The sequence below is a fragment of the Geodermatophilus sp. Leaf369 genome (assembly GCF_001424455.1).
In the GTDB taxonomy this organism is placed as follows: domain Bacteria; phylum Actinomycetota; class Actinomycetes; order Mycobacteriales; family Geodermatophilaceae; genus Klenkia.
The window spans coordinates 625,022-650,881 of sequence record NZ_LMQA01000001.1 but is presented as its reverse complement, the minus strand read 5'-3'; the positions used below and the strand labels follow the sequence as shown (position 1 = coordinate 650,881).

24 protein-coding genes and 2 tRNA genes are annotated in these 25,860 nt (G+C 73.9%); 12 read left to right on the top strand and 14 right to left on the bottom strand.

Annotated elements, in window-relative coordinates:
* Positions 1–4 precede the first annotated feature (4 nt).
* Together ASG36_RS03165 and ASG36_RS03160 are read right to left on the bottom strand one after the other, a co-directional pair.
* Positions 5–364 carry a hypothetical protein gene (locus tag ASG36_RS03165; RefSeq protein ID WP_055759339.1) on the bottom strand — a complete coding sequence of 120 codons (360 nt, stop codon included), beginning with the start codon at positions 362–364 and terminating at the stop codon, positions 5–7.
* A gap of 69 nt (positions 365–433) precedes the next feature.
* Positions 434–506: transfer RNA gene (locus ASG36_RS03160), tRNA-Lys, on the bottom strand.
* 178 nt (positions 507–684) lie between these two features.
* Between ASG36_RS03160 and ASG36_RS03155 the strand changes: the two genes are divergently transcribed.
* The gene (locus ASG36_RS03155; protein WP_235494522.1) at positions 685–1,917 is read left to right on the top strand and encodes an Ig-like domain-containing protein; all 1,233 of its coding nucleotides are present in this window, start codon (positions 685–687) and stop codon (positions 1,915–1,917) included.
* A 62-nt stretch (positions 1,918–1,979) separates the two neighbouring features.
* On the opposite strand, the gene ASG36_RS03150 is transcribed toward ASG36_RS03155, so the two are convergent.
* Both ASG36_RS03150 and orn read right to left on the bottom strand, forming a co-directional pair.
* Positions 1,980–2,055, bottom strand: a tRNA-His gene (locus ASG36_RS03150).
* A 42-nt stretch (positions 2,056–2,097) separates the two neighbouring features.
* Positions 2,098–2,754: an oligoribonuclease gene (orn, locus tag ASG36_RS03145; RefSeq protein WP_082522746.1), complete on the bottom strand. Its 657-nt coding sequence runs from the start codon at positions 2,752–2,754 to the stop codon at positions 2,098–2,100.
* Positions 2,755–2,828: 74 nt separating this feature from the next.
* Here orn and ASG36_RS03140 point away from each other — a divergent pair, with 74 nt between their 5' ends.
* Both ASG36_RS03140 and ASG36_RS03135 read left to right on the top strand, forming a co-directional pair.
* Positions 2,829–4,034, top strand: a complete 1,206-nt coding sequence (locus tag ASG36_RS03140; RefSeq protein WP_157498528.1) for a hypothetical protein — start codon at positions 2,829–2,831, stop codon at positions 4,032–4,034.
* Positions 4,035–4,181: 147 nt separating this feature from the next.
* Complete coding sequence (locus tag ASG36_RS03135) at positions 4,182–6,014, top strand: hypothetical protein (protein WP_055759328.1); 1,833 nt, start codon at positions 4,182–4,184, stop codon at positions 6,012–6,014.
* Positions 6,015–6,017: 3 nt separating this feature from the next.
* Here ASG36_RS03135 and ASG36_RS03130 read toward each other — a convergent pair whose 3' ends face one another.
* Positions 6,018–6,611 (bottom strand): TetR/AcrR family transcriptional regulator, encoded by a 594-nt coding sequence (locus ASG36_RS03130; RefSeq protein WP_055759325.1) that lies wholly within the window; start codon positions 6,609–6,611, stop codon positions 6,018–6,020.
* Positions 6,612–6,679: 68 nt separating this feature from the next.
* Here ASG36_RS03130 and ASG36_RS03125 point away from each other — a divergent pair, with 68 nt between their 5' ends.
* Positions 6,680–8,293, top strand: a complete 1,614-nt coding sequence (locus ASG36_RS03125; protein WP_055759322.1) for a carboxyl transferase domain-containing protein — start codon at positions 6,680–6,682, stop codon at positions 8,291–8,293.
* Between the two features lies 1 nt (position 8,294).
* On the opposite strand, the gene ASG36_RS03120 is transcribed toward ASG36_RS03125, so the two are convergent.
* Positions 8,295–8,822: a ferritin gene (locus tag ASG36_RS03120; protein ID WP_055759320.1), complete on the bottom strand. Its 528-nt coding sequence runs from the start codon at positions 8,820–8,822 to the stop codon at positions 8,295–8,297.
* Positions 8,823–8,920: 98 nt separating this feature from the next.
* On the opposite strand from ASG36_RS03120, the gene ASG36_RS03115 reads away from it, so the two are divergent.
* The 5 genes from ASG36_RS03115 (at position 8,921) to ASG36_RS03095 (ending at position 12,950) form a co-directional block, all read left to right on the top strand.
* Positions 8,921–9,100 (top strand): hypothetical protein, encoded by a 180-nt coding sequence (locus ASG36_RS03115; protein ID WP_055759317.1) that lies wholly within the window; start codon positions 8,921–8,923, stop codon positions 9,098–9,100.
* A 45-nt stretch (positions 9,101–9,145) separates the two neighbouring features.
* Positions 9,146–11,143, top strand: a complete 1,998-nt coding sequence (locus tag ASG36_RS03110; RefSeq protein WP_055762290.1) for an acetyl/propionyl/methylcrotonyl-CoA carboxylase subunit alpha — start codon at positions 9,146–9,148, stop codon at positions 11,141–11,143.
* Between the two features lies 1 nt (position 11,144).
* Positions 11,145–12,305, top strand: a complete 1,161-nt coding sequence (locus ASG36_RS03105; protein ID WP_055759314.1) for an acyl-CoA dehydrogenase family protein — start codon at positions 11,145–11,147, stop codon at positions 12,303–12,305.
* Positions 12,306–12,456: 151 nt separating this feature from the next.
* Positions 12,457–12,702: a type II toxin-antitoxin system Phd/YefM family antitoxin gene (locus tag ASG36_RS03100; RefSeq protein ID WP_055759311.1), complete on the top strand. Its 246-nt coding sequence runs from the start codon at positions 12,457–12,459 to the stop codon at positions 12,700–12,702.
* Positions 12,699–12,950: a Txe/YoeB family addiction module toxin gene (locus ASG36_RS03095; protein WP_055759308.1), complete on the top strand. Its 252-nt coding sequence runs from the start codon at positions 12,699–12,701 to the stop codon at positions 12,948–12,950. The genes ASG36_RS03100 and ASG36_RS03095 overlap by 4 nt, the downstream gene beginning before the upstream one ends.
* A gap of 16 nt (positions 12,951–12,966) precedes the next feature.
* Here ASG36_RS03095 and ASG36_RS03090 read toward each other — a convergent pair whose 3' ends face one another.
* The 7 genes from ASG36_RS03090 to ASG36_RS03060 form a co-directional block, all read right to left on the bottom strand.
* The gene (locus tag ASG36_RS03090; RefSeq protein ID WP_055759306.1) at positions 12,967–13,977 is read right to left on the bottom strand and encodes an NADPH:quinone reductase; all 1,011 of its coding nucleotides are present in this window, start codon (positions 13,975–13,977) and stop codon (positions 12,967–12,969) included.
* A gap of 9 nt (positions 13,978–13,986) precedes the next feature.
* Complete coding sequence (locus ASG36_RS03085; RefSeq protein WP_055759301.1) at positions 13,987–15,663, bottom strand: DUF885 domain-containing protein; 1,677 nt, start codon at positions 15,661–15,663, stop codon at positions 13,987–13,989.
* 55 nt (positions 15,664–15,718) lie between these two features.
* Complete coding sequence (locus ASG36_RS03080; protein ID WP_235494518.1) at positions 15,719–17,218, bottom strand: glycosyltransferase family 2 protein; 1,500 nt, start codon at positions 17,216–17,218, stop codon at positions 15,719–15,721.
* A complete protein-coding gene (locus ASG36_RS03075) occupies positions 17,215–17,934 on the bottom strand; it encodes a hypothetical protein (RefSeq protein ID WP_055759299.1) in 720 nt (239 codons plus the stop codon). Before ASG36_RS03075 ends, ASG36_RS03080 begins: the two co-directional genes overlap by 4 nt.
* 263 nt (positions 17,935–18,197) lie before the next feature.
* The gene (locus ASG36_RS03070; RefSeq protein WP_055759296.1) at positions 18,198–18,626 is read right to left on the bottom strand and encodes a cupin domain-containing protein; all 429 of its coding nucleotides are present in this window, start codon (positions 18,624–18,626) and stop codon (positions 18,198–18,200) included.
* Positions 18,627–18,643: 17 nt separating this feature from the next.
* Entirely contained in the window at positions 18,644–21,244 is a 2,601-nt protein-coding gene (locus tag ASG36_RS03065; RefSeq protein ID WP_055759293.1) for a bifunctional FO biosynthesis protein CofGH, read from the bottom strand.
* 37 nt (positions 21,245–21,281) lie between these two features.
* Positions 21,282–21,794: a flavin reductase family protein gene (locus ASG36_RS03060; protein WP_055759291.1), complete on the bottom strand. Its 513-nt coding sequence runs from the start codon at positions 21,792–21,794 to the stop codon at positions 21,282–21,284.
* A gap of 33 nt (positions 21,795–21,827) precedes the next feature.
* On the opposite strand from ASG36_RS03060, the gene ASG36_RS03055 reads away from it, so the two are divergent.
* Together ASG36_RS03055 and ASG36_RS03050 are read left to right on the top strand one after the other, a co-directional pair.
* Positions 21,828–23,246: an NAD(P)/FAD-dependent oxidoreductase gene (locus ASG36_RS03055; RefSeq protein WP_055759288.1), complete on the top strand. Its 1,419-nt coding sequence runs from the start codon at positions 21,828–21,830 to the stop codon at positions 23,244–23,246.
* 4 nt (positions 23,247–23,250) lie between these two features.
* Positions 23,251–24,177 carry an NAD(+)/NADH kinase gene (locus tag ASG36_RS03050; RefSeq protein ID WP_055759285.1) on the top strand — a complete coding sequence of 309 codons (927 nt, stop codon included), beginning with the start codon at positions 23,251–23,253 and terminating at the stop codon, positions 24,175–24,177.
* Between the two features lie 28 nt (positions 24,178–24,205).
* Here ASG36_RS03050 and ASG36_RS03045 read toward each other — a convergent pair whose 3' ends face one another.
* The gene (locus tag ASG36_RS03045; protein WP_055759281.1) at positions 24,206–24,991 is read right to left on the bottom strand and encodes a transglutaminase family protein; all 786 of its coding nucleotides are present in this window, start codon (positions 24,989–24,991) and stop codon (positions 24,206–24,208) included.
* Between the two features lie 90 nt (positions 24,992–25,081).
* Between ASG36_RS03045 and ASG36_RS03040 the strand changes: the two genes are divergently transcribed.
* The gene (locus tag ASG36_RS03040; protein ID WP_055759277.1) at positions 25,082–25,852 is read left to right on the top strand and encodes an SGNH/GDSL hydrolase family protein; all 771 of its coding nucleotides are present in this window, start codon (positions 25,082–25,084) and stop codon (positions 25,850–25,852) included.
* Positions 25,853–25,860 lie beyond the last annotated feature (8 nt).

Below are 25,860 nucleotides of genomic sequence, written 5' to 3'. Positions count from 1 at the left end.
CGCGTCAGGCGGTCCCGGCGGCCCGGGCGGCCGTGTTCGCCTGCATCTGCCGGACGAACACCGCCTCCGCGGCCGAGGCGGCCAGCCAGGTGCGCAGCGCCTCCGGGTCGCGGCGGGCGCTGTCGCGCAGCGCGCTGATCCGCATGTGCCGGCCGGTGGCCTGGGCCCGCTGGGCGGGGGAGAGCTCGCGGGCGCCACCGCGGGAGACCGCGGTGAACGCAGCTCCCAGGTAGGTCATCGCCGGCAGGTCGACGGCCTCGTCGAGCACCCGCTGGGCGCCCTCGGTGTCCCCGGCCGCGGCCAGTGCGAGGTGCTCCTCGGCGCGGCGCTGTCCCTCGGTGGGGCCTGCTGCTGCGGTGCTCATCCGGTCTCCTCCGTCGGCCTGCCCCGAACGCAGAACGGCCCCGCCGAGGCGGGGCCGGACTGGGGTGGGTGCGCCATCAGGGACTTGAACCCCGAACCCGCTGATTAAGAGTCAGCTGCTCTGCCAATTGAGCTAATGGCGCGGCGTCGCGGTGGTGCAGCAACTCCGAAGACACTACACCGGCCCCAGGGGTCACGGCACCGTGGGGTCGGACACGCGGTGACAGTGACTTGTCAGCATCGGCGTGGACACTGGTGAGCGGCGTGTGGTCGGTACCGGGAACGCCCCGGGTGCCCGACCGGCGTCGGCTGGGGGCAGGGGTGCGTGCACGACAGCGGTGGGCCGCGGTGGCGGTGGCCGGGGGGCTGGTGCTGCTGGCCGGGTGCACCGGGGGCTCGTCGTCCTCGGGGCAGGCCGACGGGAGCAGCGCACCCACGAGCGAGGCACCGGCCGCGCAGCTGGCGGTCTCACCGACCGACGGCACCGCCGACGTCTCCCCGACCACGCCGGTGCAGCTCGCGGTGACCGACGGGGCGATCGGCGAGGTCACCGTGACCGACGCCGCCGGCACCGTCGTCCCCGGCGCCGTCGCGGAGGCCCCGGCCGACCCCGCAGCGCCGACGACGGCAGCCCCGGGCGCCACCACCTCGGTGTGGACGCCGACCGACCCGCTCGCCTACGGCACGACCTACACCGTCGACGCGACCGCGACCAACGCCGACGACGCGGAGACCGACGCCTCGACGACGTTCTCCACCGTCACCCCGGCCTCGGTCACCACCCCGTCGATCGGCCCGCTGGACGGCACCACCGTCGGCGTCGGCATGCCGATCCGGGTGTTCTTCGACCAGCCGGTCACCGACCAGGCCGCCGTGGAGAGCCACCTGCTGGTCACCAGCTCGACCCCGACCGACGGCCGGTGGAACTGGGTGAGCAGCAGCGAGGTGCACTTCCGCCCCTCCACCTACTGGCCGGCGAACACCACGGTGACGCTGGACGCCGACCTGTACGGCGTGGACACCGGCGACGGCATCTGGGGCGAGAAGGACCGCACGGTCACCTTCACCGTCGGCGAGAAGCACGTCTCGGTCGCCGACGCCGGCTCGCACACCCTCACCGTCTACGACAGCGACCAGGTCGTGCAGACCTACCCGATGAGCGCGGGCAGCTCGGAGAACCCGACCCGCAACGGCGCGCACGTCGTGCTGGAGAAGTACGAGGACATCACGATGGACTCCTCGACCTTCGGCCTGGCCGTGGACGCCGCCGGCGGCTACCGCACCGACGTGCAGTACGCCACGCGCATCTCCAACAACGGCGAATTCGTGCACGCCGCCCCGTGGTCGGTGGGCCAGCAGGGCTCCAGCAACGTCTCGCACGGCTGCATCAACCTGTCCACCGACCGCGCGCAGTGGTTCTACGACTTCAGCCAGCCCGGCGACGTCGTCGAGGTGGTCAACTCCATCGGCCCGACCCTGAGCCCGGTGGACGGCGACATCTACGACTGGGCCATCCCGTGGGACCAGTGGGTGGCCGGCAGCGCGCTGAGCTGACCCGCACCAGCCGCGGAACGACGAGAGGCCGTGACCCGAACCGGGTCACGGCCTCTCGTGCGTGGGGTGAGTGACGGGACTTGAACCCGCGACATCCAGGATCACAACCTGGCGCTCTACCAGCTGAGCTACACCCACCGTGCGGCCCGCGAACGGGCCTCGTGAAGGGTACCGGAGCACTCAGCCCTGCGGCGCGGGGGCCTGTCCGTCGGCCAGCAGCTGGGCGTAGCGGTCGATCACCAGGGCCGACCCGGCCTGGGCCTGCTCGCTGGTCGGGCCCGGCGCCGGCACGAAGGCGACCTCGCGGTAGTAGGCCAGCTCGCGGATGGACTCCAGGATGTCGGCCAGCGCCCGGTGCGCCAGGCCCTTGGGCGGCTGGCTGAAGTACACCCGGGGGAACCAGCGGCGGGCCAGCTCCTTGATCGAGGAGACGTCGATCATCCGGTAGTGCAGGTGGTCGTCCAGCTCGGGCATGTCCCGGGCCAGGAAGCCGCGGTCGGTGCCGATCGAGTTGCCGCAGAGCGGGGCGGTGCGCCGGTCGGGCACGAAGCGCTTCACGTAGGCCAGCACCAGCTGCTCGGCCTCGGCCATCGTCACCGTCGAGGCGCGGACGGCTTCGGTCAGCCCGGAGGTCGCGTGCATCTTGGTGACGACCCCGCCCATGCCGGCCAGGGCGTCGTCGTCGGCGTGGATGATCACGTCCAGGCCGTCGTCGAGGACGTTCAGGTCGGAGTCGGTGACCACGACCGCCACCTCGATGAGCGCGTCGGAGCCGATGTCCAGCCCGGTCATCTCGCAGTCGATCCAGACCAGGTTCCGTGTTCCGCTGTCCGCCACGACCGGCGACAGTACGCACCGGAGGCCCCCCGCGCCGATACGCTCCGGGCTCGCCACCGGCCGAGGAGCTGCCCGTGTCCGCCGACACCCGCACGACCCAGACGACGGTGACGCCCGCACCGGCCTCGCCCCGCGCCGTTCTCCGCCACCCGGTCCGCGCGGTGCGTTGGCTGTGGGCCTACGCGATGACCCCCGGCGCCCCGGGGCGGGCCACCAGCCAGACCGAGCTGCGCTGGCTGTACGGCGGCTGGCTGCTCGCCTTCGCGCTGAAGATGCTCGGCTCGAGCTGGGACGTCTCCTGGCACTTCCGGTGGCTGCGCGACGACCTCGCCCCGCCGCACCTGCTCAACTCCGCGGGCACCGTGCTGGTGGTCGGCCTGGTCGTGGTGCACAGCTACAGCGGACGGGGCGTGGACCGGCGGGCGCTGCGCTGGATGCAGGCCGGCACCGCGGTCTTCCTGCTCGCCGTCCCGATCGACATCGTCAACCACCGGGTCAACGGCCTGGACATCACCAGCTGGAGCCCCAGCCACGTGCTGCTCTACCTGGGGACGGCGGTGATGCTCGCCGGCGCCGCCCGGGGGTGGTGGCTGTACGCCGCGCCCGGTCGCGCCCGGCTGTGGGTGGGCCTGGGCCTGTGGTTCTTCGCGTTGGAGAACGTGCTGTTCCCCAACCAGCACCAGGAGTACGGCGTGCTCTCCCTGGCCGCCTACCGGGCCGGGAACACCACCGCCGAGCCCCAGCTGCTGGACTTCGCCGCCGGGCAGGGCTCCTCCCCGGCGGACTTCATGCTCCCGGTGCCGCCGTGGGTGCACCCGGCCTGGCTGGTCTGCGTCGGCCTGCTGACCCTCGTCGTCGCCCGCCGGGTGGTCCGGTGGCGCTCGACGGCGACGCTGCTGACCGCGGCCTACCTGGGCTACCGCGCCGTGGTCTGGGGGCTGCTCGTCGCCACCGGCTTCCCGCCCTCGGTCCTGCCCGTGATGCTGCTGGTGGGCGCGGTGCTGGTCGACTGCGCGGTGACCTGGCGGGTGCCCGGCTGGATCGCCGGTGTCCCGGTGGCCGCGGCGGTGTTCCTCGCCGCCTTCCTGCAGGAGTTCTGGGCGGTCGTCCCGCCCTGGGAGTGGTCGGTCGCGCCGGTGGTCTGCCTGGGCTTCGCGGTCCTCTGGACGGCGGTCGACCGGACCGCGGGCAGCCGGGCCTGGGCGCGGTGGCGGCGACCGGTCGGCACCCCGCCGGAGCCGGCCCGTGTGACGGTGACGGGCGGCGCGTCCCGGGGCTGAGTGCCCGGCACGGGGGAGCCCGTGTCGTACCGTCGGGGTCGACCGCGGCCGCCGTGCCGCTCTGCCGACCGGTGCTGCGAGCCGGTCGACGTGGCTCCCCGCCAGCCCGCCAGGGGCCACCCCCGACGTGCGTGACGAGGAGGCCCGGTGCTCACCCTGACCCCCTCGGGTCTGGAGACCCAGGCCGAGCTCTCCTTCTTCCGGGAGCTGACCGGCTGGGACACCGGCGGTGCCGTGCGCGGTGCCGTGGTGGCCTCGCTGCCGCTGACCGACGGCGCGATGAACCGCCGGGTCTCCGACGCCGTGGTGTTCGTCCCCGAGGGCCTGGCCGTCATCCGGGTGGTGGAGGTGGTCCGCCAGTCCGGCGTGGTCACCGCGCTGCCCGAGGGCGCCTGGACGATCGGGCCCGGTGCCGGCCCCGGCGACGTGCTGCGGCTGGCCGGGGGCGGTTCGACCACCCTCGACGGCCTCATGCGGGCCGGCATGGAGGCCGCCGTCCGACTGCGCAAGGTGGGCCTGGAGCCCGGCCGGATCGCCCGCCTGACGGTGCTGTCCGGCGACCTGCACGGGCTGCTGCCGGCCGACGGCGACCTCGGCGAGGGCGACCAGGTCGCGCTGCTGGACCCGCGCTCCCTGCTGCTGGGCATCGCGCGGGCCAGCCGGTACGCCGGCACCGACAACCCCCGGCTGTGGACGACGGCCGACGTGCGGGCCGCGCTGGAGGCCCTCGGGGTCGGCGGACGCAGCCCCTCGGTCGAGGAGCTCAACGGCGAGGGCTTCCCGTACTCGCCCTACGTGCTGCGCCGCCGGGAGCTGCTCGCCCCGGCCACGCTGGCCCAGCCCGCCGTCCGGACGGCTGCCCCGACGGCCTCGCCGCACACCGCCGGCCCGACCGACCACCGCCCGACCGACCTGCCGGCCACCGGGCCCGGGTCCTCGGGTGCGCCGGTCGGCAGCCCGGACGGCCCCCTCGTCGACCCGGCTGCCGCGGCCGCGCTCGCCGCCGCCGCGGTGGCCGACCAGGAGAGCCGGGAGTCCGCCGCACGGGCCGGGGTCCCGCTCGCCTCGGCCCAGGACCCGCTGCCCGAACAGCTGCGCCGGCCCACCCGGGACACCGTCGCCCTCGCCGACCGGGACGAGGCACCGCCGGTCCAGGAGACCCAGCAGATCCGCCCCGTCGCCCCGGAGCAGCGCCCGGCCCGGGACGAGAGCGGTGGCATCGGCGGGCTGTTCCCCGGTGGCCCCCCGGTGGCCACCCCGCCCCGGCCGACCGCCGCGCACGGGTCGGAGTCCCCGCCCCCGTGGTCCCCGCCGGTCGCCCTGGACGAGGAGTCCGTCCCCGGCCGCCGGCGCGGCCTGCTCGTCGTGCTCGCCGCGCTCGCCCTGGTCGTCGTGCTCGGGGTGGGGGGCTTCCTGCTCACTCAGGGCGGCGACGACGGCGACGGCGGCACCGACCCGGCCGCGCAGACCACCTCCGTGGCCCCCACCTCGACCGCGCCGCCCACCCCCGAGGGGCTGCCGGTGGGCAGCACCCAGCAGGTGGGGGACACGACCTACACGCTGCAGGCCTTCGCCTACGACGACTCCTGCGCCGACCACTCCTACGGTGCGGCCGCCGGGTTCTTCGGCACCTCCGACTGCGCGGGCCTGGTGCGGTCGCTGTGGTCGGCCGAGGCCGACGGGCAGTCCGCCGTCGTCTCGGTCGCGCGGGTGACCATGCCCGACCCGTCCCGCGCCCAGGCCCTGCTGGCCCTCACCGACACCTCGGGCACGGGCAACATCAGCGACCTGCTGCGCGAGGGCGTGCGCTACGCCGGCGGCCCGGACGGGCTCTCCGGTGCGGCGTACGAGAGCGCGGTGACCGACGACGTCGCCACCATCGTGGAGAGCTCGTGGACCGACCCCGCTGCCGCGGGCACCCCGGAGGGCCTGGACGGCCTCGCCCTCGGGGGTCTCGAGCTGGACGCCCAGGCGACCTGAGGCTCAGACGGTCGCGGCGGCCCGGGCCATCGCGGTCAGCAGGGCCGCCATGGCCGGCCGGGACAACCGGCCCGCGCTGTGCGGGGTGGAGTTGATCAACCCGAACACCGCGTGCGCCCGCGCCCGGCAGTCGGCGGTGGCGGCGGCCGGGTCGCGCCGGCCGAGGACGGCGACCCACTCCTCGACGTAGCGGCGCTGCAGCCGGCGGACCTTCGCCGCGTCGGACTGCTCGAGGGCGCCGAGGTCACGGTCCTGCACGGTGATCAGCGCCGGGTTGTCCAGGGCGAAGTCGACGTGGAAGGCGATCAGCGCGTCCAGCTGGGCCTCGGGGTCGTCCCCGGCCCCGGCGACGACGGTGGCCCCACCGGCCTGCAGCCGCTCGCTGATCCGCACCAGCATCTCGGCCAGCATCGCGTCCTTGCTGGCGAAGTGCCGGTAGATGGCGGGACCGGTCACGCCGACGGCGGCGCCGACGTCGTCCACCCCGACGCTGCGCGAACCCCGCTCGGCGAACAGCTGGGCGGCGGCGCGCAGGATCTGCTCCCGGCGGGAGGGACGCCCGGCGTCCAGGTGCAGCGCACTGTCCTGCTCGGCCATGCGCACAGGTTAACCGCTGTTCACCCCGGGGGTGGTCACGGGCGTGAACGGCGGTTAACATCGCCGACGTGGATGCACCGGTGCTCGCCAGCGCCCCGCCCGCCGACCCCGAGGCCCCCGCCCGCAACGCGGCGGCGCACCGGGCCCTGGCCGACGACCTCGCCGAGGCCCTCGCCCGGGTCGCCGAGGGGGGAGGTGAGCGCGCCCGCGCCAAGCACGTGGCCCGCGGCAAGCTGCTGCCCCGCGACCGGGTGGACGCCCTGCTCGACCCCGGCAGCCCGTTCCTGGAGCTCTCGCCGCTGGCCGCACACGGCCTCTACGACGGTGCCGCCCCCGGGGCCGGGATCGTCACCGGGGTCGGCCGGGTGTCCGGTCGCGAGGTGGTCGTGGTGGCCAACGACGCCACCGTCAAGGGCGGCACATACTACCCGATGACGGTGAAGAAGCACCTGCGGGCGCAGGAGATCGCGCTGCAGAACCAGCTGCCGTGCGTCTACCTGGTGGACTCCGGCGGGGCGTTCCTGCCGCTGCAGGACGAGGTCTTCCCCGACCGCGAGCACTTCGGCCGGATCTTCTACAACCAGGCCCAGATGTCGCGCCGCGGGATCCCGCAGATCGCCTCGGTGATGGGCTCGTGCACCGCCGGCGGTGCCTACGTGCCTGCGATGAGCGACGAGGCGGTCATCGTCCGCGACCAGGGCACGATCTTCCTGGGCGGCCCGCCGCTGGTGAAGGCCGCGACCGGCGAGGTGGTCACCGCCGAGGACCTGGGCGGGGGAGACCTGCACAGCCGGGTCAGCGGGGTCACCGACCACCTGGCCGACGACGACGCGCACGCCCTGCAGATCGTCCGGCAGATCGTGGGCACCCTCGGTCCGGTCGAACCACCGCCGTGGGACGTCGAGCCCGTCGAGGAGCCGGCCTACGCGGCGGAGTCGCTCTACGACGTCGTCCCCCCGGACAGCAAGACGCCCTACGACGTCCGCGAGGTCATCGCCCGGCTCGTCGACGGCAGCCGGTTCCACGAGTTCAAGGCGCTCTACGGGCAGACCCTGGTCACCGGGTTCGCCCGCGTCCACGGCCACCCGGTGGGCATCGTGGCCAACAACGGCATCCTGTTCGGGGAGTCCGCGGTCAAGGGCGCGCACTTCATCGAGCTGTGCGACAAGCGGAAGGTGCCGCTGCTGTTCCTGCAGAACATCAGCGGCTTCATGGTCGGCCGGGACTACGAGGCCGGCGGCATCGCCAAGCACGGCGCCAAGATGGTCACCGCCGTCGCCTGCGCCCGGGTGCCCAAGCTGACCGTGGTGATCGGTGGCTCGTTCGGCGCCGGCAACTACTCGATGTGCGGCCGGGCCTACTCCCCGCGCTTCCTCTGGACCTGGCCCAACGCCCGGATCTCGGTGATGGGCGGTGAGCAGGCCGCCAGCGTGCTGGCCACCGTCCGCCGCGACGGCCTGGAGTCCCGCGGGGAGCAGTGGTCGGCCGAGGACGAGGAGGCCTTCAAGGCCCCGGTCCGGGAGCAGTACGAGGCGCAGGGCCACCCGTACCACGCCACCGCCCGGCTCTGGGACGACGGCGTGATCGACCCCGCCGACACCCGGACCGTGCTGGGCCTGGCGTTGTCGGCGGTCTCCCACGCCCCCCTCGAGGAGGTGGGTTATGGCGTCTTCCGGATGTGAGTCAGACGCCCGCGGCGCGCGGGGCGGTCGGGTCGACGCCCTCGCCGGCGGCGGCCTCGCGCTGCACGTAGTCCTCGATCTGCTCGACGTCGTGCGCGCTCCGCTTGGCCACGGCCAGCAGGTCGCTCATCTTGCTGACCTCCTCGACCTGCTCCTTGATGAACCACTGCATGAACTGGTCGGAGGCGAAGTCGAACTGCTCGCGGGCGATCCGGGTCAGCTCGTTGATCTGCTGGGTGACCCGCTTCTCCTGCTCCAGGGCCAGCGCGATCGGCGCGACCACGTCGGAGAAGTCGTTGATCGGGGCCGGCAGCGCCGGGATGCGCACCTCGGCGTCGGCGTCGAGCAGGTAGCGCACCATCATCATCGCGTGGCTGCGCTCCTCGGCGGCCTGGTCGAAGAAGAGCTGCGCGGTCTGCTGCATCGTCTGCTGGTCGTAGTAGACGGCGCAGGCCACGTACTGCTGGTGCGCGGCGAACTCGTGGCCGATCTGCTGGTTGAGCTGGGCGATGAAGGCCTCGGCTGCCACGGGGGCTCCTCTGTCGGTGCGGCGGACGTCGCGACGACGGTACCGGGCCCCGCCGACAGCCCCTGGACGCCGGAGGTAGGCATGGCTAACCTCACCGTGTGTCCTCCAAGGCCAAGCAGCGCATGCCGAAGAAGAAGTGCTGTGTCGACAAGCCGCGCTGCGGCCGCTGTCCGCTGCGGATGCTCGCCGAGGGCACGCTCCCCGCGGGCTACACGGTCAAGAAGCGCCAGCTGGTCAAGGTGGGCAAGGCCGACGCGATCCTCCGCAAGGCGGCCTGAGCCCGCACTGCCCGCGTCGTCCGGCCCCGAGTCGGGAGACGCGTGATGTTCCAGACCGTGCTCGTCGCCAACCGCGGGGAGATCGCCGTCCGGGTGATCCGGACCCTGCGGTCCATGGGCATCCGTTCCGTCGCCGTCTACAGCGAGGCCGACGCCGGGGCGCTGCACACCCGGGTCGCCGACGTCGCCGTGCCCATCGGCCCGGCCCCGGCCGCGCAGAGCTACCTGTCGATCGAGCGGGTGCTCGAGGCCTGTCGACGCACCGGCGCCCAGGCCGTGCACCCCGGCTACGGGTTCCTGTCGGAGAACGTCGAGTTCGCCCGCGCCCTGGAGGCCGCCGGGATCACCTTCATCGGCCCGCCGGTCACCGCGATCGAGGCCATGGGCGACAAGATCCGGGCGAAGGCGACGGTGCAGGCCGCCGGCGTCCCCGTCGTCCCCGGGTCCAGCGAGCCCGGCATGGACGACGACGCGGTGGCCGCCGCCGCCGTCGCGGCCGGCTTCCCGGTGCTCCTCAAGCCCTCGGCCGGCGGCGGCGGCAAGGGCATGCGCGTGGTCCGGTCGGCCGAGGAGCTGCCCGAGCAGATCGCCGGCGCCCGGCGGGAGGCCCGCGGCTCCTTCGGCGACGACACGCTGCTGGTCGAGCGGTACGTGGGCAACAGCCGGCACGTCGAGGTGCAGGTCATGGGCGACACGCACGGCAGCGTCGTCCACCTCGGGGAGCGGGAGTGCTCCCTGCAGCGCCGGCACCAGAAGGTGGTCGAGGAGGCGCCCTCCCCGCTGCTGACCCCGCGGATGCGCGCGGCGATGGGCAAGGCCGCCGTCGACGCCGCGGCCGCGGTCGGCTACACCGGCGCCGGCACGGTGGAGTTCATCGTCGACGCCGACAACCCGCGGGACTTCTTCTTCCTGGAGATGAACACCCGGCTGCAGGTCGAGCACCCGGTCACCGAGCTGGTCACCGGGCTGGACCTGGTCGAGCTGCAGGTGCGGGTCGCGGCGGGGGAGCAGCTGCCCTTCGAGCAGGCCGACGTCTCGTTGGACGGGCACGCCGTCGAGGCCCGGCTCTACGCCGAGGACCCCTCCCGGGGCTTCCTGCCGCAGACCGGCACGGTGCTCGCCCTGACCGAGCCCACCGGCGAGGGCGTGCGGGTGGACAGCTCGCTGGTCGAGGGCGGCGTGGTCGGCACCGACTACGACCCCATGCTGGCCAAGGTGATCGCCTGGGGCCCCACCCGGGAGACCGCCCGGGCCCGGCTGGTCGCGGCACTCGGCCGCACCGTGGTGCTCGGGCTGACCACCAACACCGTCTTCCTCCGCGCCCTGCTGGCCGACCCCGACGTCGTCGCCGGCGACCTGGACACCGGGCTGATCGAGCGCCGGGGTGCGGCACTGACCCGCACCGACGACCCGCCGCCGACCGCGTTCGCGGCCGCCGCGCTCGCGCTGCTGCTGGAGTCCGAGCCCACCGGTGCCGTCGTGGACCCGTGGACGGTGCCCGGCGGGTGGCGGGTCGGCGAGCACGCCTGGACCCCGCGCACGCTGACAGTGCCCGGCGGCGAGCCGGTCGTCGTCCGCACCCGGGGGCGGGCGGCCGCCGCCGAGGTCCGGGTCGGCGACGGCGCCCCGCAGCGGGCCCGGGTCTGGCGGGAGGACGGCCGGCTCGCGGTCGCCCTGGACGACGTCACCACCCGGTACGCCACCGCCCGGGACGGCGGCACGGTGTGGCTGGGTGTGGAGGGGTACGCGCTGCCCTTCCGCGAGGTCGGGCGGCTGGCCCCGGCGGGTGCGGCGGCCGGCGGCGACGGGGCGGTGACCGCACCGATGCCCGGGACGGTCACCGTCGTGCGCGTGAGTGTCGGCGACGAGGTGACGGCGGGGACCCCGCTGCTGGTCGTCGAGGCGATGAAGATGGAGCACGTGTTGACCGCGCCGATCGACGGCACGGTCACCGAGCTCGCGGTGACGACCGGCCAGCAGGTCCGGTTGGACGAGACGCTGGCCGTGGTGACCCCACCGGCGGCGTCCGAGCAGGAGAGCTGAGATGGCACTGGACTACCGGCTGGACACCGAGACCGAGGCGCTGCGGACGATGGTCCGCGAGTTCGCCAACGAGGTCGTGCGCCCGCAGATCGGGGCCTTCTACGAGGCCGACGAGTTCCCCACCGCGATCGTGCGGCAGATGGGCGAGCTCGGGCTGTTCGGGCTGCCCTTCCCGGAGGAGTACGGCGGCTCCGGGGGCGACTACTTCACCCTCTGCGTGGCGCTGGAGGAGCTGGCCCGGGTCGACTCCTCGGTGGCGATCACCCTGGAGGCCGGGGTGTCGCTGGGCGCCATGCCGCTGTTCCGCTTCGGCACCGAGGAGCAGAAGAAGGAGTGGCTGCCGAAGCTCTGCGCCGGTGAGGCGCTGGGTGCCTTCGGGCTCACCGAGGCAGGCGGCGGCTCCGACGCCGGCTCCACCCGCACCACCGCCCGGCTCGAGGACGGCCACTGGGTGGTCAACGGGTCCAAGTCCTTCATCACCAACTCCGGCACCGAGCTCACCGAGCTGGTCACCGTCACCGCGGTCACCGGCACCCGGCCCGACGGCGGCAAGGAGATCTCGGCGATCCTGATCCCGTCCGGCACGCCGGGGTTCGTCGTCGGCCAGCGGTACTCCAAGGTCGGCTGGAACGCCTCCGACACCCGCGAGCTGTCCTTCACCGACGTCCGGGTGCCCGAGGAGAACCTGGTCGGCGAGCGGGGCCGCGGCTACGCCCAGTTCCTGCAGATCCTCGACGAGGGCCGGATCGCGATCGCCGCGCTGGCCGTCGGGCTGTGCCAGGGCTGCGTGGACGAGAGCGTGAAGTACGCCGGTGAGCGGGAGGCGTTCGGGCAGGCGATCGGCAAGAACCAGGCGGTCGCGTTCATGATCGCCGACATGGAGGTGCGGGCGTCGACCGCCCGGCTGGCCTACTACCGGGCCGCGGAGAAGATGCTGCGCGGCGAGCCGTTCAAGCGCGAGGCCGCCATCGCCAAGCTCTACAGCTCGGAGATGGCCATGGAGAACGCCCGCTACGCCACCCAGGTGCACGGCGGCTACGGCTTCATGAACGAGTTCCCGGTCGGCCGGTTCTACCGCGACGCGAAGATCCTGGAGATCGGCGAGGGCACCAGCGAGGTCCAGCGGATGCTCATCGCCCGCTCCCTCGGCGTCGGCGCCTGACCCCGCCCGCTCCGCAGCGTGGATCAGGTGACCTGATCGAAGCCTGGCCGCCCCCACCAACGCTGGTGAGGGCGGCCAGTCGTTCGTGAGGGTGACGGTCGGCCGCGTGCACTGGTACCGTTTCTCGTACGACGACCCTCCAGGAGGTCCGGTGTCCGTCACCGCGAGCGAGGCCCGACAGCGGCTGTTCCCGTTGATCCAGGAGGTCAACGAGGACCAGACGGCCGTGGAGATCGTGTCCAAGGGCGGCACGGCCTTCTTGGTCTCCGAGGACGAGTACCGCTCGCTGAAGGAGACCGTCTTCCTCCTGCAGTCACCGGCCAACGCCGAGCACCTGCGGCAGAGCCTGTCGCAGGCCCGACGGGGTGAGGTCGAGGAGCACGGGCTCCTGCCGTGAGGGTGGTCTTCACCCCCCACGGCTGGCGGGACTACACGAGTTGGTCGGGGGACAGGAAGACGCTCACCCGGCTGAACCGGCTCATCGTGGAGGCCGCCCGGGATCCCGGATCGGGTACGGGCAAGCCGGAGCGGCTCAGTGGCGACCTGTCGGGGTGCTGGTCCCGGCGCATCGACCAGGAACACCGGTTGGTGTACCTGGTCGACGGCGAGGACCTCGTGGTGCTGCAGGCCCGACGGCACTACTGAGGTCGGGCCGCGACGCTCAGGCGGTGACGTCGATGAGCACCTTGCCGACGACGGCGTCCTGCACCGCCTGGTGCGCGGCGGGGGTCTCGGCCAGCGGGTGGGTGTGCAGCGGCAGCCCGGCGTCCTCGCCCACCCGGATCGCCCCGGCGGCCAGCGCGGCGGTGATGTCGGTGACCGCCTGGGCCTTCGCCTCGGCCGGGGCGGTGTAGACCATCACGAACTGGAACCGGGTGTTGAGGGCCATGAACGCCCGGGTCGGGGCGCTGAACTCCGGGCCGCCGTCGTCGGCGTAGACCGCGATCGAGGCGTGCTGGGCGACGACCTTCGTGTCGACCTCGGCGTTGGCCCGGATGGACACCTCGACGACGGCCTGCACGCCGTCGGGTGCGATCTCGCGGACCCGGGCCGCGACGTCCTCCTGCCGGTAGTCCACGACGTGCTCGGCGCCCGCGGCCCGGGCCAGCGCGGCCTTCTCCGGCGAGCTGACGGTGGTGATGACGGTGGCCCCGGCCCAGCGGGCGAGCTGGATCGCGGCGTTGCCCACCGCGCCGGCCCCGCCCTGCACCAGCACGGCCACCCCGGCCAGCGACCCGGGGGCCAGGTGACGGGGCAGGTGCTCGGCCACGGTCAGGCACCGGTGCGCGGTCATGAACGGGATGCCCAGTGCGGCACCGAGCTCGAAGGAGTGCTCGCCCAGCGGGACGGCCTGCTCCTCGCGGACGACGGTCTGCTCGGCCGCGGTCCCGGTCGGGCGCTGCCAGGCGGCCTCCCAGACCCAGACCCGCTCGCCGACCCGGTCGGGGGACACGCCCGCACCGACGGCGTCGATCGTGCCGGCGCCGTCCTGGTTCGGGGTCTTCCCGGCCTCGCCGGGGTCGGCGGTGCTGCGGGACTTCCAGTCGGTCGGGTTGACCCCGGAGAACGCCAGCCGCACCCGCACCTCCCCGGGCCCCGGCTCCGGGGTGGGTCGGTCGGTCAGCTGCAGGACGTCGGGGCCACCGGTCTCGGTGTAGGTGATCGCTCGCACGGGACCTGCCTACAGCCGGTCGAGCTCGTCGGCCAGCTGACCCAGTCCCAGCGGGCCGAGGTCCAGCACGGCCTGGTGCCAGGCCTTGAGGTCGAAGGCGTCCCCGTGGCGGGCGCGGGCCTGCTCGCGGCAGGTCAGGAAGACCCGCTCGCCGACCTTGTAGACCGGCGCCTGGCCCGGCCAGCCCAGGTAGCGGTGCAGCTCGTCGACCAGCATCTGGTCCTCCATGGAGACGTGGTCGCGGAGGAACTGCAGTGCGACGTCGTAGCCCCACCGGTCGGCCGTGATGCCGTGGCCAGGGGTGATCGGCAGGTCCAGGTGCACCCCGATGTCCAGGACCACCCGCGCGGCGCGCAGCTCCTGGGCGTCGAGCATGCCCAGCCGGTCACCGGGGTCGTCGAGGAAGCCGAGCTCGCCCATGAGGCGCTCGGCGTAGAGCGCCCACCCCTCGCCGTGCGCCGAGCAGAAGAAGAGCACCCGCTGCCACCGGTTGAGCAGCGCGGAGTTGTAGACCGCCTGCCCGATCTGCAGGTGGTGCCCGGGCACGCCCTCGTGGAAGACCGTGGTCGTCTCCCGCCAGGTGGTCATGTCCTCCACGCCGTCGGGCAGCGACCACCACATGCGTCCCGGTCGGCTGAAGTCCTCGGTGGGGCTGGAGTAGTAGACGCCACCGCCGGCGGTCGGGGTCAGTCGGCCCTCGATCACCCGCACGGGCTCGGGGACGTCGACGTGCACCCCGTGCAGGGCGGTGATCGCCGCGTCCGCCGTGTCCTGCAGCCACTGCTGCAGGGCGTCGCGGCCGCGGACCTGGCGGGCCGGGTCGGCGTCGAGCACCTCGACCGCGCCGGCGAACCCCCGCCCGGGCGCGATCGACTCGGCGACCGCCGCCTTCTCCGCCACGATCCGGGCCAGCTCCTGCCAACCCCAGGCGTAGGTCTCCTCCAGGTCCAGCGCGGTGCCGGTGAAGTACCGGGACTCCATCTCGTAGCGCTCACGGCCCACCCCGTCGCGCTCGGGGGCCAGGGGCAGCAGCTCGCGCTCGACGTGCTCGGCGAAGCGCAGGAACGCGTCGTGGGCGCCCTCGACCGCACGGTCGAGCTCGGCGCGCAGGGTGGCGGGGGCCGGGGCGGTGAAGGTGGTGAAGAAGCCCGGGACGTGCGGGGTGCCGGCCCAGGTGCGGGCCAGGGCGGCGGTGAGCCGGACCTGCCGGGCGGCGGTGACCTTCCAGTCGGCCGCGGCGGCGTCCAGACCCTCGAGGTACTGCGCCACCGCGGCGGGGAGGGCGGTCAGCCGACGGGTGACCACCGCCCAGTCCTCGTCGGTGTCCACGGCCATGACGTCGAAGGTCTGGCGGAAGTCCTGCAGCGGGCACTCCATGCTGTTCAGGCTCGCCGCGGCCCACCCGGAGTCCAGCAGGGCCAGCTCGGAGGACAGCTGCTCGACCATCGCGGTGCGGGCCACGGCGTCCCGGTGGTCGACCGGCTCGCAGGCGCGCACCTGCTCGATCGTCGTCCGCAGCAGGTCGGCCAGCGCGGCCCGGCCCGCGGGGGAGTGGTCGCTCCACCGGTCGTCGTGCCCGGGGACGCCGATGTACGTGGCGACCTCGGGGACGGCGGCGGCGTACGCGTCGACGAAGGAGTCGGCGACGGCGTCGAGTGCGGACGGGGGTCGGGCGGGAGCGCTCACGCCCCGCACGCTATAGAGCCCGGCCGGCCCGTGGGGGGGCCGGCCGGGCGACCGCTCAGACCTGGAAGCCGCGCTGGCGGCGGACCAGCTTCTTGAGCATGAAGACGGTCTGCAGCACCGTCAGCAGGTAGAGCACCGGCCAGCCGATGGAGAGGATCGCCGACTGCAGCTGCACGCTCTGCTGGCTCCAGGCGAAGATCAGCACCGCGAAGGTGACGACGGCGCAGATCAGCGGCATGACGTAGGCCGAACCGCGACCACGCTCGGCGGCGGCCTGGGCGGCCCAGTTGTCCTTGTCCGAGCGGGCGAAGAACTGCGTCCACGCGGTGAGGAAGTGGCCCATCCGCAGCCACATGTAGGCCTCGGCGGGCACCACGAGCAGGGCGTAGAAGATGTCCGACCCGCTCTTGTCGTGCATGGAGGCCGCGATCCGCAGGTTCAGGCAGGTCGCCACGACCGGCGGGATCAGCCAGATCGGGTTGAACACGAAGGCGTCGATGCTCAGCGCCGCGGCCAGCAGGAGCAGGAAGGCCATCCGGCTGAAGATGTTGAAGACCATCGCCAGGTTCTCGTACCAGCGCAGCCGCAGGTTCGGGTGCATGGGCTGGCCCTTGGTGTCCCCGCGCTGGCCGGGCCACAGCAGGTCGATGCCGCCGTAGTTCCACTTCACCTGCTGGCCGTGCAGCGACCGGAGGGTCTCCATCGGCCCCACGTTCGCCCGGGCGCGGGCGCTGATCTTGGTGCTGTACCCGGCGTCCTTGATCTGCAGGGAGAGCTTGGAGTCCTCGACCTCGGAGTCGCGCACCCAGGGGGCGGCCTGGTGGTTGAGGTACATGACCTGCTCGAGGGCGCGCACGCTGAACAGCGAGCACTGCCCGCCGAGCACGGCCATGTTCCGGCCGCGGACCAGGTTGTCCATGTTGAAGCCGGCGAACTGGGCGCGCTGACCGGCGACCAGGAACCGCGCCATCGGGCCCTTCACGGTGGACTTGTCGAAGGAGTAGATGGCCGACAGACCGCCGATGCGCTGGTCGGTCACCATCTCCTTCTCCATCCACTCGACGCAGAAGCGGTCGAGGGTGGTGTCGCCGTCCACGCCGAGGATGTAGTCGTGGCCGCGGCTGACGTAGTAGCCGAAGTTCAGCGCGCCGACCTTCTTGTCCGGGTTGACCCCGATGTCGTGCACGTGCACGACGGTCGAGTAGGTCTGGCCCTTGACGGTGCGCTCGTGCTCGCCGAGGAACTCCCCGGCGATCTCGCCGGTGTCGTCGTCGGTGTTGTTGATGACGACGTGGATCGTGTCCGGCGGCCGGGTCTGGGACAGGATCGAGGTCAGGACGGCGTGGATCGTCGACTGCTCGTTGTAGGCCGGGATGACGCAGGCGATGGTCGCGTGCCGGCGGGAGGCCATCCCGCGGCGGTCGGCGAACTGCTCGGGCACCAGGGTCGAGACGTCGGGGACGTCGGCCCCTCCGCTGCGGGCCAGCAGGGTGACCCGGTCGGTGGACCGGCGCATGCCGCGCGTGGTCACGTCGGGGACGGCGATCTCGGTCACGGGGTCTCCTGCTCGGCTGCAGTGGTGGTGAGGGGGAGGACGAGGGTGTCCATCACGGTCTGGCGGAAGTAGCGCTCGGAACCCGGCTCGGTCTCCACGAGCAGGTCGAACTGCAGGGACACCGACAGCGACGTCGCCGCGGAGTCCGAGGGCGGCAGGGTCAGCACCGTGCCGTAGGTGTAGGGCGCGGAGATGACGAACTCCCCGAGGTCCTCGTCGACCTGGGTGCGGGTGACCCCGTCGTCCAGCACGGCGGCGAAGCGGGTGACCAGCACCAGGACCTCGTCGTCGGAGCCGCCCTCGAGGTGCGCGGACAGCTGCAGGGTCTTCGGGTCGCCGGCGGTCCAGTCGACGGCCGTCTGGTCGGTCCACCAGTCCACGACGAGGTCGCGGTCACCGGCGGGCACCACGTGCGTGGTCGAGCCGACGTCGAGCTCGCCCGGCGGGCGGACGGGGGTGGCGGCGGCCTCCAGGGCGGCGGCCTCGGCTGCTGCGGCGTCGACCTCGGCGGCGTCGGCCGTCGGCGTGGCGGTGGCCGTGGGGGAGGCGGTCGCGCGGGGTGTGGCCGCGGGCGTGCTCTCGGACATCGGGGGGCTCATGCTGACGTCGGGCAGCTGGCAGGCGCTGAGCGCGCCCGCGGTCAGCAGCACGACGCCGGCGCGCACCAGCACCGGGCCGAGTCGGGTCGGTCGGGTGCGACCGGCACGTGGGATCACGGGACGTCCTCTTCGGTCGCGACGCGGGTGCGTCGCTCGGAGATGAGCGACGGGGGCGACGGCGACCCCTGCTCCACCTGCGGTAGCAGGCGTTCAGTGAGCAGGATGTGACACAGCGTGAGACGGCGTCAACGGTGCTGGAGCGACTCCAGCCTTTGGGGGGAGGTTGCCGGCCCAGGTGCACCCGCGGGCGTCACGGTGACCGCCGCCGACGGCGCCGTGCGCTCACGCCCGGTGACCGCGCCGGGCGCAGACGTGTGGCGTCAGTCCCCCGCAGGGGGCTCGACGGCGGTGAGCCCGGGCAGGTTGACCACGATCGCGTCCTGGCTGCTGCGGGCGATGACGACCACGGCCTCCTCGCCGGTCGGGTTCTCCTCCCGGTGCGGCACGAACGGCGGCACGAACACGTAGTCCCCGGGCGAGGTCTCGAGCCGGACCTCCGCGCCGTCCCGGGCGAAGACGAACACCGGGTGGCCGACCGCGACGTAGATCGAGGTCTCGGAGTCCCCGTGGTGGTGGTCCCCGGAGTTCGTGTGCGGCGCGACGTGCGTCTGGCCCATCCACAGCCGCTGCGAGCCGACGGTGCGCGCCGACACCGCCTCGCGGCGGCGCATGCCGCCGGTCTGGCCGGTGTCCTCGGACAGCTCGGTGGCCCGCACGTGCCGCAGCGGCTGGTGCCAGGGATCGGTCATCGCGGGCCTCCGGATGCTCAGGCGGGGGTGATCTGCAGGGTCAGCGCGCGGCGGCCGGCGTCACTGCGGGCGGTGGCCAGCCGCTCGGCCGACGGGGTGCCGTACTCGGTGGTGCGCTGGCGGGCCGGGCGGCCGATCGCGGCGGCCATCGCCTCCAGCTCGGCGATGGTCTTCAGCGACCCGTTCTCGCTGCCGGCCATCCGGCTGATGGTCTCCTCCATCAGCGTCCCGCCGAGGTCGTTGGCCCCGCCCTGCAGCACGGCGTGCGTGCCGGCCTCGGCGAGCTTGACCCAGGAGGTCTGCACGTTGTCGATCCGGCCGTGCAGCAGCAGCCGGGCGACCGCGTGCACCGCCCGGTTCTCCCGCATCGTCGGGCCCGGGCGGGCGACCCCGGCCAGGTAGATGGGGGAGTTGTGGTGCACGAACGGGAGCAGCACGAACTCCCGGAACCCGCCGGTGCGGTCCTGCAGCGCGGCCAGCGTGCGCAGGTGCGCGACCCAGTGCGCGGGGGTGTCGACGTGGCCGTACATCATCGTGGAGGTCGAGGGCAGGCCCACCGAGTGGGCGGTCTCCACGATCTCCAGCCAGGTCGCGCTGGGCAGCTTGCCCTTGGTCAGCACCCAGCGGACCTCGTCGTCGAGGATCTCCGCCGCCGTCCCCGGGATCGAGTCCAGCCCGGCTTCCTTGGCCGCCAGCAGGAACTCCCGGAACGACAGCCCGGTGCGGGCGGCGCCGTTGACGATCTCCATGGGGGAGAAGGCGTGCAGGTGGATGCCCGGCTGCCGGCGCTTCACCTCCCGGGCGAGGTCGAGGTAGGCGGTGCCGGGCAGGTCGGGGTGGATCCCGCCCTGCATGCAGATCTCGGTCGCGCCGCCGGCCCAGGCCTCGTCCACCCGGTCGCCGACCTGCTCCAGGGACAGCGTGTAGGCGTCGGCGTCGGTGCGCCGCTGGGCGAACGCGCAGAACCGGCAGCCGGTGTAGCAGACGTTGGTGAAGTTGATGTTGCGGTTCACGACGTAGGTGACGTCGTCGCCGTTGACGTCCCGGCGGACGGCGTCGGCCAGCCCGGTCAGCGCCTCCAGGTCGTCGCCGTCGGCCCCGAGCAGGGTGAGGTACTCGGCGTCGGTGAGCCCGGCCGGGTCGAGCTCGGCGCGGCCCAGGGCGGCGTGCACCGCGGGGTCACCGACCCGCAGCGCGGAGGACGACCCGTCGCGGGCGGCGGTCGTGCGGTCGCGCAGCTCGGCCCAGTCGCCGTAGACGGCGTCGAAGTCGCTGCGCCGGTCCCCGGTCCGCCCGGTGGTGTCGATCTCGGTGTGCAGGTCGACCCGGCCGGTCCCGCCCCAGGCCTCGTCGGGCTCCTGCCAGGGCAGCCCGACGGGCAGTCGGCCCTCCACGGCCAGCCCGTCCGGGCCGGCGAGCGCGGCGACGTGCGGGCGCACCCGCGGGTCCAGCCAGGGCTCCGGGGAGCCCACGTAGGGCGGCTGGGCCGCCAGCCGCTCGCGCAGGGTGAACCCGGCCTCGGCGGTGAGGGTGGCGAGGGTGTCGATGTGCGGCCAGGGCCGCTCGGGGTTCACGTGGTCCGGCGTCAGCGGGGAGACCCCGCCCCAGTCGTCGACCCCGGCCCGCAGCAGCAGGCCCAGCTCGGCGGGGTCGGTCAGGTTCGGCGGCGCCTGCACCCGGTGCCTGGGGCCCAGCAGCAGCCGGGTGACGGCGACCGCGGCCACGTACTCCTGCAGCGCCAGGTCCTCGGTGGCGGCCATCGCCGTCCGCCGCTTGGCCCGGAAGTTCTGCACGATCGTCTCCTGCACGTGCCCGTGCCGCTGCGCCGAGGCCCGGATCTCCAGCACCGCGTCGACCCGCTCGGCCGGGGTCTCCCCGATGCCCAGCAGGACGCCGGTGGTGAAGGGCACGGCCGAGCGGCCGGCGTCCTCCAGCACCCGCAGCCGGACGGCGGGGTCCTTGTCCGGGGAGCCGAAGTGCGGGCCGCCGGGCTCGGTGAACAACCGGGTCGCGGTGGTCTCCAGCATCATGCCCATCGAGGCCGACACCGGCTTGAGCCGCTGGACCTCCTCCCACGACAGCACCCCGGGGTTCAGGTGCGGCAGCAGGCCGGTCTCCTCCAGCACCCGGATCGCCATCGCCCGCAGGTAGCCCAGCGTGGAGTCGTAGCCGTGCTCCTCCAGCCACTGCGCCGCGACCGGCCAGCGGTCCTCCGGGCGGTCGCCGAGGGTAAACAGCGCCTCCTTGCAGCCCAGCGCGGCGCCGGCCCGGGCGACGTCGAGCACCTCGTCGGGGGACAGGAACGGCGCCTTGCCCTCGGCCCGCAGCTGCCCCGGGGTGGTGACGAACGTGCAGTAGTGGCAGCGGTCGCGGCACAGGTGGGTCAGCGGGATGAACACCTTGCGGCTGTAGGTGACCACCCCGGGGCGCCCGGCCGAGGCCAGGCCGGCGTCTCGGCCCCGGGAGGCGGCGGTGAGCAGCCGGTCCAGCGGCTCGCCCTCGGCCAGCCCGCGGGCGTGCAGCAGGGTCTCGGCCTCGACGGCGTCCAGGGTCGCGCCCCGTTCGGCGCGGACGACGGCGCGGCGGACGGCGGACTCGGAGAACGGGGAGTCGGTCATCGCCCCTGAAGTTAGACCTCCGGTACGACACCCGGTGTCACGAGCGGCGGAACGACCGCCCCGCACCGTCGGTCCACCGGCCGCGCAGCCGCAGCAGCGGGTCGCGGGTCTCCTCCAGCACCGGCACGCCGACCACCTCGAGGACGGCGAGGGTGTGGTCCCCGGCCGGGACGAGCTGGGCGACCCGGCAGTCCAGCGCGGTCACCGCGTCGTCCAGGACGATCCCGCCGCTGTGCTCCGCGCGCTGCCACGGCACGGTCTCCAGCAGGTGCCGGGCGCTGGGCCGACCGGCCGAGGCGAACCGGCTGGCCAGGATCTCGTGCTGGACGCCGAGCACGTTCAGCGCGCACGAGCCGACGCTCTCCAGCACCTCGTGCGGGTAGCCGTCGGTGGTCAGGGCGACCGCGACCAGCGGGGGGTCCGCCGAGACGCTCATCGCCGAGGTCACCGTCGTCCCCACGTCGTCGATGTCGTCCCGCACGCACATCAGCACCACGCCGGCGGCGTACTGCCGCAGCGCGGCGGCGAACTCGGACCCCTCGACCGGCATGCGGCCAGTCGACCACACCCGGAGACTGGAGCCGTGACTGCAGACCAGACCTTCGACGTGATCGTGATCGGCGCCGGCTCGACCGGTGAGAACGTGGCGGACGCCGTCGTCAAGGGCGGCCTGAGCGCGGCGATCGTGGAGAGCGAGCTCATCGGGGGCGAGTGCTCGTACTGGGCCTGCATGCCGAGCAAGGCGCTGCTGCGCGGCACCGAGGTGCTCGACGAGGCCCGCGCGGTCTCCGGTGCCGCCGCGGCCGTGACCGGTGACCAGGACGTCGCCGCCACCCTCGAGCGCCGCAACTCCTTCACCAGCAACTGGGACGACTCGAGCCAGGCCGAGTGGGTCACCGGCGCCGGCATCACCCTGGTCCGTGGCGCCGGCCGGCTCGACGGGGAGAAGACCGTCGTCGTCACGGCCGCGGACGGCACGACCACGACGCTCACCGCCCGGCACGCGGTCGCGGTGTGCACCGGCTCGGACGCCGCCGTCCCGCCGCTGGAGGGCATCGAGGACGTCGAGGTCTGGACCGCCCGCGAGGCCACCAGCGCCCAGCAGGCCCCCGGTCGGCTGGTGATCCTGGGCGGCGGGGTGGTCGGGGTGGAGATGGCCACCGCGTGGTCGGCGCTGGGCTCGCAGGTCACCCTGCTCCAGCGCGGCGGGCGGCTGCTGGCCGGGCAGGAGCCCGAGGCCGGGGAGGCCGTCGCCGAGTCGCTGCGCGGCCGGGGGGTGGACGTGCAGCTCAACACCTCGGTGTCCGCCGTGCGCAAGGACGGCGACGACGTGGTCGTGGTGACCAACGCCGGCGAGGTGCGCGGGGACGAGTTCCTCGTCGCCGCCGGCCGGAAGGCCCGCACCGAGGACATCGGCCTGGACACCGTCGGGCTGACCGCGGGGGAGTACTTGGACGTCGACGACACCCTGCGGGTGCGCGGGGTCGACTGGCTGTACGGCGTCGGGGACGTCAACGGCCGCCGGCTCCTCACCCACATGGGCAAGTACCAGGCCCGGCAGGCCGGCGCCGCGATCGTGGCGCGGGCGACCGGTGAGCAGGTGTCGATGGCCGACTGGTCGCCGTTCGTGGCCACCGCCGACGCCGCCGCCACCCCGCAGGTCACCTTCTCCGTCCCGCAGGTCGCCTCGGTCGGGCTCACCGCGGCGCAGGCGGAGGAGCAGGGCCTGGCGCACACCGTCGTCCGGTACGAGCTCGGGAACGTCGCCGGGTCCGCGCTGTTCGCCGACGGCTACAGCGGCAAGGCCGTCGCCGTGGTCGACACCGACCGGCAGGTGCTGGTCGGGCTGACCTTCGTCGGCCCCGGGGTCTCGGAGATGCTGCAGGCGGCCACCATCGCGGTGGTCGGCGAGGTGCCGATCAGCCGGCTGTGGCACGCGGTCCCGGCCTACCCGACGATGAACGAGGTCTGGCTGCGGCTGCTCGAGACGCTGAAGGGCTGACCGGGTGCACGCCTCCGGGCGGATCGGTCTGGTGCTCCACCCGCGGCGGGACTGCTCGACCGCGGCCCGCCAGGTGGCGGCCTGGACGTCGACGCACGACGTCGACCTGGTCGCCGCCGAGCCCGACGTGGCCCGGCTGGGCGTCGAGGGCGTCCGGCCGGTCGCGCTGGCCGAGCTCGCCGATGAGTGCGACGGCCTGATCGCCCTCGGCGGGGACGGCACCCTGCTGGGCGCGATGCGGCTGGTCGTCGACCGGCCGGTGCCGGTGCTCGGGGTCAACCTGGGCCGGCTGGGGTTTCTGGCCGAGGTGGAGGGCCGCGAGCTCGACGACGCGCTGGCCGCGATGGCGGCCGGCCGGTCGACCACCGAGTCGCGCACCTGCCTGGTGGTCCGCGGGCCCGGGTGGGAGACCGTGGCGTTCAACGACGTGGTGCTCGCCCGGGTGCCCGGGGAGGGCCTGGTCGAGGGCGACCTCGCGGTGAGCGGACGGCGGTACGGGCACTACCGCTGCGACGGGCTCATCATCGCCACCCCGATGGGCTCCACGGCCTACAACTACGCCGCCGGGGGGCCGGTGATGAGCCCGGGCGCCGAGGGCATCCTGGTCACCCCGTCGGCGCCGATGAACGGGATCAGCCGGTCGCTGGTGCTCGGTCACGGGGAGCCGCTGCGGGTGACGCTGACCGCCGGACGCCCGGCGGTCGAGGTGGACGGGCTGCTGGCCGGCCGGGTCGCACCCGGGGACGTGCTGGAGGTGACCAGCCGGGCCGAGGCCGGCCGGCTGGTGCGCATCGACGACTCGGTGGCCGCCGACCGCAGCCGGGTGAAGCTGTCGCTGCTGGACCTGCCGCTGCTCCCGGAGGAGCTGCTGGAGCTGGTGCCCGAGGAGCTGCGCCGCCGGCACCCCGGCGGCGCGTCCACCCCCGGGTGAAGGACCACGCCGAGAGGTCCCTACGGGGCTATGACATCGGGAACGGCTCGTCGGAGGGTGCCGGGAGCTGGCCGTCGACGGTGGCGGTGACCGTCATCCGGCCCAGCGTGGCGCGGCCGCCGAACAGCGACAGGAACGCGGTGTCGGCGGCGTCGCGGCCGTGGCAGATCCGCACCAGGGACGACGTGGGCGCCAGCCGGGTGGGGTCCACGGTCTTCCAGACGCCGTCGACGTCGGCCTCGACGACCGCGTGGAAGTCCATCGGCGCCAGGCCCGGGGCGTAGACGGCGACCAGCCGGGCGGGCACCTCGAGGGCCCGCAGCAGCATCACGGTCAGGTGGGTGTAGTCCCGGCAGACGCCGGAGCCGGCGAGCAGGGTGTCGATCGCGGTGTCCACCGGACGGCTGGCCCCGGCGACGTAGACCAGCCGGTTGCCCACCCAGGAGGCGACCTGCCCGACCAGCTCGGCCCGGTCGGTCGTCTGGTCGAACTCGGTGGAGGCGTAGCCCTCGATCTGGTCGGAGGGGCAGTAGCGGGAGGGGCGGAGGTACTCGGCCCGGTCGGCCGGGGTGACCTCGCGGGCGGGACCGCCGGACTCCACCGAGGCCGAGTAGGCGATCGTCGTCTCCCCGGCCGCCAGCTCCAGCTCGTGCACGCGGGCCCCGAGCACCTGGGTCTCGATCGCTGTCCGGGCCGTGCCGGCCGACACGATGGTCAGCTCCTCGGTGGTGGGGGTCGCCACCGCCACCTGGAGGAAGGCCGTCGCCGGGACGGGGGCGGAGATCGTGAGGGTGCAGGCGACGTCGGTGCGCATGGGGCCAGATGATCCCGGTCGTTGGCCCTGCGCGACGCACCCGCCCGGGTGTGTGTTCGGCCACCGTGGCCCTCCGGCGATGATGGGCGCGTGCGCGACGAGTGGCAGCGGTACGTGGCGGTCGGGGACTCCTTCACCGAGGGTGTCGGTGACCCCGGCGACCGGCCTGACGAGTTCCGTGGCTGGGCCGACCGGTTGGCCCAGCACCTGGCGACCGCGCAGGGCGAGATCGACTACGCCAACCTCGCCGTCCGCGGCCGGTTGCTGGCCCAGGTGCTCGACGACCAGCTGCCCGAGGCGCTGGCCGCAGCACCGGACCTGGTGAGCATCGTGGCCGGTGGCAACGACCTGCTCCGGCCCGGCGCCGACCCCGACGCGCTGGCCGCGCTGATGGACGAGGCGGTGGCCGAGGTCCGCTCCACCGGTGCCGACGTGCTGCTGGCCACCGGGGTCGACCCCCGGCAGACCCCGCTGATCGGGCGCACGCGTGGTCGCTCGGCGACCTACAACGCACACCTGTGGTCCATCGCCCGCCGGCACGGCGCCGTGGTGCTCGACCAGTGGGGCGCGGTCTGGGTGCAGGACGCCCGGATGTGGGACGTCGACCGGCTGCACCTGAACACCGAGGGCCACCGGCGCACCGCGCTGGCCGCGGCCGCCGTGCTCGGGCTGGAGGTCGAGGACGACTGGTCGACCCCGCTGCGTCCGGCCGACCCGTTGCCCCGCCGCGAACGGGTGGCCGCCGAGGCCGCCTGGGTGCGCTCGTTCGTGGTGCCGTGGGTCGGCCGCCGGGTGCGCGGCCGGTCCTCCGGCGACGGCCGGAGCGCCAAGCGCCCCGAGCTGACCACGGTCACCGGCTGACCGGCGCG

Bases quoted from the DNA above. Each gene is read 5' to 3' on its own strand.
- ASG36_RS03165 (WP_055759339.1), bottom strand. From the start codon at position 364: ATGAGCACCGCAGCAGCAGGCCCCACCGAGGGACAGCGCCGCGCCGAG.
- ASG36_RS03130 (WP_055759325.1), bottom strand. From the start codon at position 6,611: ATGGCCGAGCAGGACAGTGCGCTGCACCTGGACGCCGGGCGTCCCTCC.
- ASG36_RS03110 (WP_055762290.1), top strand. From the start codon at position 9,146: ATGTTCCAGACCGTGCTCGTCGCCAACCGCGGGGAGATCGCCGTCCGG.
- ASG36_RS03105 (WP_055759314.1), top strand. From the start codon at position 11,145: ATGGCACTGGACTACCGGCTGGACACCGAGACCGAGGCGCTGCGGACG.
- ASG36_RS03070 (WP_055759296.1), bottom strand. From the start codon at position 18,626: ATGACCGATCCCTGGCACCAGCCGCTGCGGCACGTGCGGGCCACCGAG.
- ASG36_RS03065 (WP_055759293.1), bottom strand. From the start codon at position 21,244: ATGACCGACTCCCCGTTCTCCGAGTCCGCCGTCCGCCGCGCCGTCGTC.
- ASG36_RS03060 (WP_055759291.1), bottom strand. From the start codon at position 21,794: ATGCCGGTCGAGGGGTCCGAGTTCGCCGCCGCGCTGCGGCAGTACGCC.
- ASG36_RS03045 (WP_055759281.1), bottom strand. From the start codon at position 24,991: ATGCGCACCGACGTCGCCTGCACCCTCACGATCTCCGCCCCCGTCCCG.